The organism is Pseudonocardia phyllosphaerae (genome assembly GCF_046546475.1).
GTDB lineage: Bacteria > Actinomycetota > Actinomycetes > Mycobacteriales > Pseudonocardiaceae > Pseudonocardia > Pseudonocardia phyllosphaerae.
Window position 1 is genome coordinate 1 of sequence record NZ_JBKGXS010000015.1, and the last position, 12,672, is coordinate 12,672.

9 protein-coding genes are annotated in these 12,672 nt (G+C 71.2%); 8 read left to right on the plus strand and 1 reads right to left on the minus strand.

Going from position 1 to position 12,672, the window contains the following annotated elements; translation table 11 throughout:
- Window positions 1-231: 231 nt before the first annotated feature.
- Window positions 232-1,059, minus strand: a complete 828-nt coding sequence (locus ACLE50_RS21985; RefSeq protein ID WP_410945520.1) for an IS3 family transposase — start codon at window positions 1,057-1,059, stop codon at window positions 232-234.
- A 121-nt stretch (window positions 1,060-1,180) separates the two neighbouring features.
- Here ACLE50_RS21985 and ACLE50_RS21990 point away from each other — a divergent pair, with 121 nt between their 5' ends.
- The 8 genes from ACLE50_RS21990 to ACLE50_RS22025 all read left to right on the plus strand — a co-directional run bounded on the left by ACLE50_RS21990 (window position 1,181) and on the right by ACLE50_RS22025 (window position 12,662).
- The gene (locus ACLE50_RS21990; protein ID WP_410945521.1) at window positions 1,181-2,554 is read left to right on the plus strand and encodes an IS110 family RNA-guided transposase; all 1,374 of its coding nucleotides are present in this window, start codon (window positions 1,181-1,183) and stop codon (window positions 2,552-2,554) included.
- A gap of 614 nt (window positions 2,555-3,168) precedes the next feature.
- The gene (locus ACLE50_RS21995; RefSeq protein WP_410945522.1) at window positions 3,169-3,990 is read left to right on the plus strand and encodes a 2OG-Fe(II)-dependent halogenase WelO5 family protein; all 822 of its coding nucleotides are present in this window, start codon (window positions 3,169-3,171) and stop codon (window positions 3,988-3,990) included.
- Between the two features lie 51 nt (window positions 3,991-4,041).
- Window positions 4,042-5,142: a hypothetical protein gene (locus ACLE50_RS22000; RefSeq protein ID WP_410945523.1), complete on the plus strand. Its 1,101-nt coding sequence runs from the start codon at window positions 4,042-4,044 to the stop codon at window positions 5,140-5,142.
- The gene (locus tag ACLE50_RS22005) at window positions 5,142-6,467 is read left to right on the plus strand and encodes an FAD-binding oxidoreductase (protein WP_410945524.1); all 1,326 of its coding nucleotides are present in this window, start codon (window positions 5,142-5,144) and stop codon (window positions 6,465-6,467) included. The genes ACLE50_RS22000 and ACLE50_RS22005 overlap by 1 nt, the downstream gene beginning before the upstream one ends.
- A gap of 15 nt (window positions 6,468-6,482) precedes the next feature.
- Window positions 6,483-7,544: an amino acid--tRNA ligase-related protein gene (locus tag ACLE50_RS22010; protein WP_410945525.1), complete on the plus strand. Its 1,062-nt coding sequence runs from the start codon at window positions 6,483-6,485 to the stop codon at window positions 7,542-7,544.
- Window positions 7,545-7,560: 16 nt separating this feature from the next.
- Complete coding sequence (locus ACLE50_RS22015; protein ID WP_410945526.1) at window positions 7,561-8,919, plus strand: preATP grasp domain-containing protein; 1,359 nt, start codon at window positions 7,561-7,563, stop codon at window positions 8,917-8,919.
- A 72-nt stretch (window positions 8,920-8,991) separates the two neighbouring features.
- Window positions 8,992-11,400, plus strand: coding sequence for a hypothetical protein (locus ACLE50_RS22020; RefSeq protein WP_410945527.1), 2,409 nt, complete (start codon window positions 8,992-8,994; stop codon window positions 11,398-11,400).
- The gene (locus ACLE50_RS22025; RefSeq protein WP_410945528.1) at window positions 11,397-12,662 is read left to right on the plus strand and encodes an MFS transporter; all 1,266 of its coding nucleotides are present in this window, start codon (window positions 11,397-11,399) and stop codon (window positions 12,660-12,662) included. Before ACLE50_RS22020 ends, ACLE50_RS22025 begins: the two co-directional genes overlap by 4 nt.
- Window positions 12,663-12,672: the final 10 nt, after the last annotated feature.

The following is a 12,672-nucleotide window of genomic DNA, read 5'->3' on the forward strand; positions in this document are numbered from 1 at the left end:
GTTCTGCCACGTCAAACAGTGGCGCGGGCTCGCCACCCGATACGACAAGCTCGCGCTGACCTTCCGTGGCGGAGTGGTGCTGAAGGCGATCGTCACCTGGCTACGCGAATTGGGAGACACGCCCTAGGTGTGCTGTCCGGGCACGTTGGTGACGGCCCGGCACGCGATCAACGATCTTGAAATGGGTTGAGGGAGCCTGACCCGGATTCCCGGACACGGACGGTGTGGGGATCATGCCGCGGCAGCGGCGGGTCTGTGGAGTCGTTCGTAGTCGGCCGGGGACTGGTGTCCGATGCTGGTGTGGCGTCGGCGTGGGTTGTACCAGGTTTCGATCCACTCGAAGATCGCCGATCCGAGTTGTTCGGGGGTGTCCCAGTCGCGGGTGTCGAGCAGTTCGCGCTGCATGGTCGACCAGAACGACTCGATCATGGTGTTGTCCACGCTGGAGGCGACCCGGCCCATCGAGCCGAGCAGCCCGGCCTCGCGCAGGCGGTGCCCGAAGATCCACGAGGTGTACTGGGCTCCGCGGTCGGCGTGCACGATCGCGCCGGGTGCGGGTCGGCGCCGCCAGGTCGCCATCTGCAGGGCGTCGACGACCAGCTCGCTGCGCATGTGCTCGGCGATCGACCAGCCCACGATCATGCGGGAGTAGGCATCGATGACCGCGCAGCAGTACACCTTCCCGCCGGTGGCGGTGGGGTGTTCGGTGATGTCGGTGGCCCAGAGCCGGTCCGGGGCGTCAGCGACGAAACGACGGCGCACGAGGTCGTCGTGCGGGGCCGGCGCGGGGCGCTGACCGGAGCGTGTACGCCGGTGACAGATGCCCGTGATCCCCGCTGTGCGCATCAGCCGGGCGACCCGCTTGCGTCCACAGCGGATGTCTCGAGCCATCCGCAGCTCGCTGTGCACCCGAGGCGCCCCGTAGCTGCGCCGGGCTCCGGTGTGGATCTCGACGATCGTGGCGCTCAGCGCGGCGTCGGCGACCGCTCGCGCTGAGGGCGGGCGGGTGGCCCAGTCGTAGTAGCCCGAGCGGGACACGCCCAGAACCCGGCAGGTCACCGCGACGGCGAAGCCATAGTAAGGAGTCCAGTACCTGAGGAACGGCGCGTCAGGCGGGCTGGGGGACGCCCTCCTGATGCAGTGAACGGGCTTGGAATCTCACGCACGAGGAGGGCGTCCCGTGTCCAAAACTACTGGCCTGACCCGCGGCGACCGCAACCGCAATCGTCGACTCGAGCGGCTCCGGACATTGGTGCCGATCACCAATGCGGTGCTCGGGATCGACCTGGCTGACAAGAAGCAGGCCGCTGCGCTGACCGATCACGACTCTCGGGTTCTGGCCCGGAAACGTATGCTCTGCCGGGCCTGGCAGCTGGGACCGCTGCTGGACTGGGCGACCGAACAAGCTCAGGCGGCCGGCTATGAGTCGATCACGGTGGCTTGCGAGGCCACCGGGCACCGCTGGCAAGTTCTGCAGCAACTGGCCGCCGAACGAGGCGTGTCCATGGTGTGCGTACAGGGCCTGCAGGTGTGCCGGGCCCGCGAGCGCGAGGACTTGACCTTCGACAAGTCCGACCCGAAAGACGCCATGCTCATCGCCCGGCTCACCACCGAGCTGCACTGCTACGAGCCCGAGCACAGCGACGAGACCTGGTCGCGGCTGCGTCAGCTCGGCGCTCGCCGCCGCCGTCTGTGCACCGAATCCACTGCATCGGCGCTGCAGCTGCGTGATCTGCTGGAATGTGTGTGGCCGGCTGCGCTGGAGGCCGCGGCCAAGCCGCTGGAATCCGCGTCGTGGTGCGCCGCGCTCGCGGTGGCGCTGCGCAAGGCCCACGGCGGTGACCTCGCCCCGGCCCGGCGGATGGGGTTGACCCGGTTCACCGCCGCGGTCCGCCGCGAGCTACCGGCCTGGGGCGCCACCCGCATCTGCCAGCGCATCATCACCGGCCTGTTCCACGCCCTCGACGACATCGTCGGGGTCGTCTCGCATCGCCACGGCGCGCTGGAACGCGCCGAGTTCGTCATCGACGACTGGAGCCAGACCCGGGTCCGCCGCAACGAGGTTGAGACCCGCATGCTCGCCGTCCTCGACGCGCTCGAGCTCACCGACCTGCTCGATTCCATCCCCGGCGTCTCGGTGATCGGGGCGGCCGCGGTGCTGGCCGAGACCGGTGACCCTGCCCGGTTCACCAGCGCGAGGGCGCTGGTCAAACACTCCGGGCTCTGCCCCCGCGAGAAATCCAGCGGCGAACACCGCGGGCGCTCTCGGCTCTCTAAGCGCGGACGTCCCGAGCTACGCGCCGCCGCCTGGTGCGCGGTCTGGGGCGCCCAACACGGCAATCCGGTGCTGGCCGCGCGCCACGCCCACCTGACCGGCCGGGAGCGCAACCGGCTCAGCGACGGGCAGGCCCGCGCCGCCTGCGCGGCGACCCTGCTGCGCTGGCTGCACGCCATCGTCACCCGCCGCGTTCCGTTCGACGCCGACATCGCCGCCGGACGCCGTCAGCCCACCACCCCGGCGCCGGCCGCCAGCGGGAGCACGATGGCTGCCTGACCTGCCACCAGCGCGGCACACAGACCGCGACCCCGGCCCCGCGCAGGGCCGAGGCCGCCAGGGTGAGCAAGCTCCAACCGAAGCCTGGCAGACCCACCCGGGATCTCGCCGTTGATCATGAGCCGCTCGCCCGCCCTGGTCACCAAGCCCGATTACGCGTTGCCGGGACCAACCCGCTTCCAGCTATGCAGGGACGACCAGCCCACGCGAGCTCACCCGACACCGGATCTCGCCGTGCCCGCACGAACACCTGGCAGCCACGCCGCCAGCGCACCGTTCGCGAGACCACCCCTTGCGTTCGGCGCCTTACGACGGTCAACGGCCGCCTCGAGGCACTGCGCCGCAACGCCCTGGGCTTCCGCAACCTGCTCAACTACCGGATCCGGTCACTCCTGCACTGCGGAGCCCTCGCACTCTAAAACCGGAAGAGCCCCTTGACCGTGCCTGAACCGGAGCATTAGGGTCTGGATGACGATGGTTTCGACCGATGACACGATCGGCACCCACCCGCAGAGCCCGTGGCGAACAATGCCCGACGACGGGAGGCGGAGGAAAATATCGTGCACACAGTTACCGATGTCCACGGAATGCACCTGGGATCCCGATTCGGATACGTGGAGTCGGCGGCCGACGATTTCGACATCGGCATCGTGGAGAACCTCCTGCGCGATGGCCATCACGACGGCGCCATCGCCTACGTGGTGCGCGGAGCCGTCCCGGCCGCCGTGTGCGAGACCGTGCACGCGAATTTCCGGACGATCATCTCCGTCGAGGGCACGCAGCGGGCCCTCGACGACATCATCAAGGCCGACCAGGTCGGGGCGACCCAGTTCAAGAAGTCCGGCCAGGAGTACGCCCTCAACACCGCCCGTCTGCAGGTATCGATGCTCTCGCTGTTCGACGGGCTGTCCGCGGACGAGACCTCCCGCTTCATGCTCGATGACGAGCTGCGCACCGGTTTCCTGGCTCGCGGGCTCCACTTCGGCCCGGCCCGCTTCAAGAGCACGTACTCGAACTACTGCACGATCCGTGCCTGGCTCCGCAACGGCGAGATGTCGCTCCAGCCGCACGAGGACATCTCCCAGGTCGAGGCCGCCCGGGCGGACGAGTTCGAGATTCAGACGACCGGCCAGAACACTATGTCGTTCAACATCTGCGTCCGGAGCGACGGCTCCGGCGGCGCGGTCCGCGTGTGGGACCTCCGGCCGTCCCCGACGACGCGGCGTTCGCTCGGCCTCCACGACACCGGCTACCCCTACCCGGCGGAGTTCGTCGAGGACATCCCCCACACCACCATCGTGCTCGAGCCCGGCGACAGCTACTTCCTGAACGCGTCGTTCCTGCACGGCGTCGAACCGGTCGTCGGCGAGCGCATCACCGCGGGACGGTTCGTGGGGCTCTCGGACGACGACCACCGCGTCATGTTCTGGACGTGAGGGCGGAGGCTCACGTCCCGGCCCGCAAGGCAACTCCACGAGGAGCCCATCATGGCTGGCCTGCTCACCGTCATCACGAACACCCAGGAGCCCCGGGTCCACCGGTACACGCGGGAGCTTCTCGACCGCGCGCAACGACGTCACGGCCGGGACTCGTCGGCCTTCCGCGGCATCTGGAACCAGTACTTCCGGATGCCGACGACGACGCCCGGGGTCGCCCGGAGCGACAGGCACTACCACGCGTTGGGCGACCTCCCGCCGGGCGTCGAACGCCTGTACCGCAGGGTCGCCGTCGTCGACCTCGTCACGGCCTGCGCGAGCGAGTGCGTGTTCTGCATCCGCGGCCTCTACGAGCCGCACACCCTCAGCAGGCAGGAGATGGACGCGATCGCGGACTACCTCGGCGGTGACCCCGAGCTGTCCGAGGTGCTCGTCACCGGTGGGGACCCCCTGATCGCGCCTGCGAAGCTGGCGGACCTGCTCTCCCGGATCGCGACGGCGGCGCCGAACATTCGTTCGGTTCGGATCGGCACGCGGCTCCCCGTCCAGAACCCGCCGGGCGTCGACGAGCAGCTCGACGACCTGTTCCGCGAGCACGCGCGGCGGTTCCGGTTCGAGATCGCGCTCCAGGTGAACCACCCGTTCGAGCTGCAGGACGAGACCGTCGGGGTCCTGGACCGGCTCACCGCCTGCGGTGTCCGCGTCTACAGCCAGAACGTTCTGTTGAAGAACGTCAATGACGACCTCGACACCCTCGTCGACCTGTACGACCGGCTGCGGGAGCTGGGCGTCGACCCGCACTACCTGTTCCACGCCGTGCCGATGGTCGGGACCGACGACTTCCGGACGTCCGTGCGCCGCGGCCTGGACCTCGCCCAGCAGCTGAGCTCGTCGGGCCGGCTGAGCGGCCTCGGGAAGCCGATGTTCACCGTCATGACCGACATCGGGAAGGTGACGCTCTACGACGGCAGCATCCTCTCCGAGCACGACGGGATCGTCACGTTCCGGACGGCGTACCGGCTCGCGGACCGCCTGTGCTGGAACCCCGGTTACCGCCTGCCGGACTCGGCGACCTTGAACGAGCACGGCACAATCGACGTCCGGTACGTCGACGGCACCGACGGCACCGACCACGGCACGGAGACGCGGTAGTGGCGCGGGTGGACGGCTTCGCGGGCACGCTCCTGTTCCCAGGCGACGACGGCTACGACGAGGCCCGGCAGGTCTGGAACGGCATGATTGACCGCCGGCCGTCGATTATCGCGCGCTGCACCGGCACCGCCGACGTCGCGGCGATCGTGCGGTACGTCCGCGAGCGCGGGCTGCGCGCCACCGTGCGCGGTGGGGGGCACAACGTCGCCGGGCTGGCCCTGGCCGACGACGCCGCCCTGATCGATCTGTCGCCGATGCGCGGGGTGACGGTCGCGCCGGAGCAGCGCGTCGCCGTCGCGGACGGGGGCTGCCTGCTGCGTGACCTCGACGAGGCGACGGCACCGCACGGGCTGGCCTGCCCGAGCGGTGTCGTGGCGGACACCGGGCTCGGCGGTCTCGCCCTCGGTGGCGGGTACGGGTGGCTGGCCCGCAGGTGGGGCCTGACCTGCGACCACGTCGTGGGGGTCGAGATCGTCCTCACCGACGGCAGCGTCCGCGACGTGGACGACGAGTCCAATCCCGACCTGATGTGGGCGCTGCGCGGTGGTGGTGGCGGCAACCTCGGTGTCGTGACCCGGTTCCGGCTCGCACTGCGGCCGGTGACCGACGTCCTCGTCTGCCGGTCGACGTACTCCGCCGGGCGGATCGTCGAGGCGATCGGGTTCTACCGGGACGCCGCCGTGTCCCAGCCGGACGACCTGCACACCGTCGCGGCGGTGAAGCCGGCCGGGGCCGACGGGCGCCCGGAGCTGGTCGTCACCGCGCTGTGGACCGGGGACCCGGACGACGGTCGCCGCGCGACCGGCCGGCTCGCCGACATGTCCGGGCCGGACAGCTCGGTGGAGCAGCTTCGCCCGTTCCTCGACCTGCAGCGGGCGGGGGACGGGACGGAGCCGCCGGGCCACCGCTACTTCACGAAGTCCTGCTACCTCACCGACCTCCCGGCCGCGGCCGCGGTCACGCTCGCCGAGGCCGCGCGGGACAGCCCCTCACCGCTGTCGTCCATCGACTTCGAGTTCCTGAGGGGGGCGATCGCCACCCCGTCCACGCGATCCGCGTTCCCGCACCGGGACGCGCCCTACATCTGCACGGCGTCCGCGCACTGGACGGCCCCGTCCGAGGACGCGCCGAACGCCGCGTGGGCACGGCACACCGTCGAGCAGCTCGGCGCGTGGCACGTCGGGAGCCCGTACTCCAACTACGTCCAGGACCCGGTCGGCGCGATAGCGCTCTTCGGGCCGGAGCGCGGGGAGCGGCTCGCCCGGTTGAAGCAGCGCTACGACGGCACGAACACGCTCTACGGCACGAAGGCACTGTCCTCATGAACGGAGCTGCGACCAGTGGTAACTCCTGCAACCAGCGCGGCGACCGGTCGCGTCACCCCGCCCGGCACCTGGGGGAACACGCCCTCGGCGTTCCTGGCCGGACTCGACTCGCCCTGGTGCCGGCTGATGGTGGACCTCGGGGACATCGTCACCCGGGCGACCGCCGACTTCGCCCGCGGCGAGGGCCTGCGGGCGGTGCACCTTCCCCTGACGACCCGTACCGTCACCTGCCCGAACGGCCTGGGTAGCGACGCGGAGCCGGTCGCGGTGACCGTCAGCGGGGTCAACACCTACCTCTCGGACTCCGCGCAGTTCCCGCTCGAGTACGGGTGCCGGTTGGCCGACAACGGCTGCTACACGATCCTGCCGTCGTTCCGCAACGAGATCCCGGACGGGTCGCACCTGACCCAGTTCACGCACAGCGAGGCCGAGATCCCGGGCGGCCTGGACGAGGTCATCGGATACGTGGAGCGGTACCTGCGCCACCTCGGCCGGAGTATCCTCGACGAGTACGGCGGCGAGCTGGCGGAGGCGGTCGAGGACGTCTCGCACGTCGAGCGCATGGCGAACGGGTCGGGCCCGTTCCCGCGGGTGACGCTGGACGAGGCGGAACGACTGCTGTCCGGCTCGCCCGACTGCTTCACCGGGACCGACCGGTGGCGGTCGCTGACCCGCCGCGGCGAGCGGCGCCTCATGGAGATCGTGGACGAGTTCGTGTGGCTCACCCACCTCGACCACCTGTCGGTGCCCTTCTACCAGGCGTTCGACGGCGACCAGACCGGTGTCGCGCGGTGCGCGGACCTGTTCTTCGGTATGGGCGAGGTGGTCGGATCGGGCGAGCGCCACCGGACCGGGGACGAGGTGCGGCGGGCGCTGGAGATGCACGCCGTGCCGGAGCACGACTACGACTGGTACGTGCGCATGAAGGACCGCTTCCCGCGACGCACCGCCGGCTTCGGGATGGGCGTGGAGCGCTATCTCATGTGGGTGGTGGGTCACGACGACATCCGGGACATCCCGATGATCTCCCGGGTCGACGAGCCGAGGTCCTGGCCGTCGAGCGTCGACCGTCCCTGAGACGAGTGGAGCGGACATGCCTCGGGTGCTGCTGGCCAATCCGTTCAGCCACGCCATGGCCGCCCGTCCGGAGGACATCCCGGACGACGTGGTCCCGTACTACGACGCCATGGCGGACCGTCTGCTGTGGACCCTGGGGCCCGGCGACGTCGGCGTCGTCCCGGGGCCGGTGAACCACCGCTTCCTATCCTACATGTGCGATCTCCTCGGCTTCGCCCCGGAGCAGCTCACGATGCTGAGCCTGACCGGGTACGAGTCGTCGAGCTGGTACCCGGGCGCGAACCCGAAGCTGGTCGCCGACGTGGCGGACGCCGTGGACCGCCTCGGCCGGGACCGGGACTGGCACGTCACCTGCTATATCCGGGACCGGCACGTTGTGGCCTGGGAGCGCGCGCTCGGGACGGCCGACGCGGCGTCGGCGGCGTTCGCCGACAACGTCGCCGAGATGCTGAACACGAAGTCGATCTTCCGGGCGGTCGCCCGCGCGGCCGGGTTCCCGATCGCCGACGGCCGGGTCGTGGCCGGCGGGGCCGAGCTCGTCGACACCGTCACCGAGCTGCTCGCGACGACCGGCGTCGTCATCGTCAAGCAGGACATGAACTCGGGTGGGGACGGCAACGTCGTCATCGCCCGGCCGGGCCGGGTCGGTGCCGTCGCGCCCGGTGCGCGGTCGGTGCTGACGGTCGACGGGCCGGGACGGGAGGACGTCGAGCGGGCCCTGTCCGGCCGGCACCTCGCCGACCCCACGGCCGCGCCGGTCGGGTACGGCCCGGCGGCGTACGTCGTCGAGGTGTTCCACCCCCGCTGCTCGTCGTTCTACGTCGAGATGGAGGTGCCGCGCGACGGGCCCGTGCGCCTGAGCAACTACGGCGAGTCGCGGATGACGCCGCTGTGGTCCGGCTTCGAGATCCCGCCGCGGACCCTCGGCTCCGAGCACACCGAGTTGCTGTGCACGGGCGCCCGGCAGCTCGCCGAGCTCTCCCGCTCGTTCGGCTACGTCGGCAACCTCGACTGCGACGCGATCGTCACCGAGGACGGCGAGATGATCTTCAACGAGTTCAACGGGCGGGTCGGCGGCGCCACCCACATCGACGCGTTGTGCACGCGGATCCTCGGACCCGGCTACCTCGACGAGAGGATCCTGCTCACCAGCAACGCGGTGCCCTCCCCCGGGTTCGACGACCTGGTGCGGGGTCTCGACGCGGCGTCGCTGCATCTCGATCGTGGACGGGGTGCGGGTGTGATCATCGCCCAGGACAACACGGTGGCGACCGGCACCGTCGAGTACGTAGTCGTCGGCCGCACGCGGGAGGAGGCGGAAGAGTACGAGGCCGGGCTGCGGCGCGTGCTGGGCGGGTCGGACCGTCCGGACTGAGCCCGCCCGGCGACGACGCCGCGGCACGGGTGCTGGCTCCGGGCGGTGGGACGGAGGGGACGGAAGAGGGTCATGGGTGACGACACGGCGCGATGGAACGTCTTCCGGACCGCCCTGCTGCGATCGGCAGGCTTCCCGTCGGAGTGGCTCGGTTCCCTGGCTGCAGAGGGACCGGACCGCCTCGCCGAGCGGTACGTGGAGGCGCGCGACCGGTGGGAGCGCACCCGGACCACGACGTTGCAGACGCTGTGGGACATGCGCGGATCGGTGGACGGGCCGGAGCGGACGGTGGTCAACCGGGCCGTCCGGACGGTCCGTGGCAGCCGCAACGTGGTCGACTCCAGCGAGCGGGTCCTCGCGTGCGTGTCGGCGTGGAACGCCGTGAACGCCGACCTCGCGACGGTGCACGCGTCCGTCGTCGCCGAGCTGACGACGGCGCTGGCGAGCGAGTACGACCGCGAGGTGGACCTGCTGCTCGCACACACGTCGTCGGCGGAGTTCCGCGACGCCGTGCTGCTGAGCAGCCCGGCGGCGTACGAGTCGTTCGTCCGCAACGACGAAGCCGACCGGTTCCGCGGCAGCAAGTTCGCGCTGGCGGCCTACCGGTTCCTGCAGCGGTTCTCGGCCAAGTGCGAGACCGGCGGGTCGATCGGGCCGCTGAACCTGATGTCGGTCGGGGGCGAGCCGGCACGGCTGGCCGCCGCGGGGACGGCGGTCGGCGTCAGGTCCGTTGAGGACGCGACCGTCGGACGGGTGCACTACGCGGCCGTCGGTGACGGCCGGTCGGCGCGGCGGCGGTCGCTGCTGAGCTACTGGGCGGCGTGCGAGCTGGGGCGCTCGCTGCTGCGCGACCCCGGCGCACACCGGGAGCGCCGGCCGTTCCGGGTGTATGCGACGCCGGTGACGGGTGCCTCGCCCGCCGAGCTGGACCTGCTGCGGCACATCGACGGACAGACCCCGGTCAGCGCGCTCGCGATGCTCACCGGGACGGCCGTCGACGACGTGGACGCGCTGGTGGACGGCCTGGTCCGGCGCGGCGTGCTCGACGACACCTGGTGGGCGCCGTACTTCACCAACGACCCCGGCGACGACGTCCAGAAGCTGGCCGAGGCGATCGGGACGGCGGGGACGGAGCGCACGTCCGAGCTGGTGTCCGACGTCCGCGGGTTCGCCCACGCCTCCCTGGAGGAGCGGCCGGCGCTGCTTGGGTCGATCGCGCGGCGGTTCACCGAGCTGACCGGCCGACCGGCCTGGCGCGGCGCCGGCGGCCTGCGGACGGATCGGGCCGTCGTCTACGAGGAGGCGATCGACAACGTAACGGAGTCCTGGATCGACGCGGCCGGTGCCCGCGGCTTGACCGATCGGCTGTCCACCGCGCTGGACCTCGTCGCGTCGTTCGCGGTCGAGGACCGGGCGGCTGGCCAGTCGCTGCTGGCCGCAGAGCTCGACCGGCGGAGGGTCGACGAGTTGCCGGCGGCCGACGTGCGGGCTCTGCCGGGCGTGCAGCGCGCGGGCGGGCCGTCGACGCGGCGGGAACGCCTCCAGCGGCTGGTGGACACGGACCTGCCGTGCATCGAGCTCGGCCGGGCCGACCTGACCGAGGCCGGCGTGCTCGCCGACGACATCGCCGACTGGCCGGTGTTCGGTGCTGCGGACGTCATGCTATCCGGCGCGGACGGGCCGCCCGTCCTCAGCGAGCTGCACCACATCTGGCCGACGCTGGCGTGCTGGGTCCGGGCCCTCTACGACGACGACGTGCTCGGCAACGGCGAGCTGTGGCGGATCGTCGCCGACGAGCTCGCGCCGGCCGTGCCCACGCTGCAGGAGATCGTCCGCAACGAGAAGGCGACCGACTCGACCGCCCACGGCCACGCCGTGCTGTGCCTGGACCGGGGCCTGCCCGTCCCGGACGGGACGCCGGTACCGATGGACCGCGTCGTCGTGCGCCGGTGGGCCGACGGTTTCATCGGGCTCCACGACCCGCACGATGGCAGGGACCTGTGGCTGATGCCCGAGTACCCGGACTCCGGCGTCGAACTCGGCGGCCTGATCCACTGCTGCATCCCCGCCCTGCACCTGGCGTCGTTCGCGGTGGGCGCGCACACTCCGCGGATCGTCGTCGACGGCGTGGTCGTCCAGCGCCGCCGCTGGCAGGTGGCGGTGGCGGACATCCCGGCCGTGACCGGTCGCGTGCCCGGTGCGCAGGACTGGTTGGACGTCCAGGTCTGGCGGCGCGGTCTCGGCCTGCCGAGGCGGGTCTACTTCATGCCGGACACCGAGCAGAAGCCGATGTTCCTGGACTTCTCGTCGGTCGTGTCGGTGGCCAACTTCGCGGCGTGCGTGCGGACGGCCCGGGGGGTGGTGCTGACCGAGGCTCTTCCGGACCCGGACCACCTGTGGCTGAACACCGGCGACGGCACTGTTCCGTCGGAGCTGCGGACCCTGCTGTGGCGCGACCGCGGCCGGGCGGTACCCACATGAGCCTGTGGAGGCACCGGGATTTCCTGTCCCTGTGGGCCGGGCAGTCGATCAGTGAGATCGGCTCGGCCGTCACGAAGCTGGCGCTACCGCTCACCGCCGTCGTCGTGCTGGACGCGAGCCCGTTCGAAGTCGGGTTGCTGACGGCCGCGGCGACCGTCGCGTTCATTGTCGTCACGCTGCCGGCCGGACCGATCGTGGACCGGTTCCCGAAGCGAACGATCATGATCATCTGCGACGCGGCCCGCCTCCTGATCATCGGATCCGTCCCGGTGGCGTGGTACGTGGGGCTCCTGGGGATCGGCCAGCTCTACGCGGTCGCGCTCGCGGCGGGTGCATGCACGGTGTTCTTCGACGTCGCCTACCAGAGCTACGTGCCGGCGATCGTGGCGCGCGACCAGCTCGCCGACGCCAACGGCAGGCTGACCACCACCCAGGAGCTGGCCGAGCTGACCGGTCCCGGCCTGGGCAGCGTGCTCGTCGGCATGATCGGCGTGGCCGGGGCCATGATCGCCGACGCGGCGTCGTACCTGGTGTCGCTCGTCGCGCTGACGCGGATCCGGCACCGCGAGCCGCGCCGGCCGTCACCCCCGCCCGGACGGGCGGGACGGCGATCGCGGATGCGGGCGGAGATCGCCGAGGGCATGCGCTTCGTGCTCCGGCACCCGATCCTGCGACGGGTGGTCGCGTGCAGCGCCACGTCGAACCTGTTCAGCTCGATGGCGACGGCGATGCAGGTCCTGTTCCTGGTGCGCGTGCTCGGGGTCGACCCGGCGGTGACCGGCCTGCTGCTCGCCGCCGGCGCGCTCGGCGGCATCCTCGGGGGCGTCCTGTCCGGGTGGCTCGCCCGCACGGTCGGCTCCGCCCGCATCATCTGGCTGTCGATCCTCGTGTTCGGCATGCCGCAGTTCGTGGCCGCGCTCGCCCACCCGGGCTGGAGCGTCGTGCTGTTCCCGATCGGCTTCGGGCTCAGCTACTTCGCGATCGTCTCGTTCAACGTCGCCGTGGTCACCTACCGGCAGACGGTGTGCCCGCCCGAGCTGCTCGGCCGGATGAACGCGGCGATCCGCTGGGTGGTGTGGAGCACCATCCCCGTCGGCGGGGTGGTCGCCGGTGTCCTCGGCACGGCCGTCGGGATCCGCCCGACCCTGCTGGTCGCGTGCCTCGGGACGTGGGCCGCCGGGTTGTGGGTGTTCTTCTCGCCGTTGCGGCGCATGCGCGACTTCGCGGGCGAACCGCAGGTCACGGGCGTCGCCGAGCGCTGACGTCGGAAAC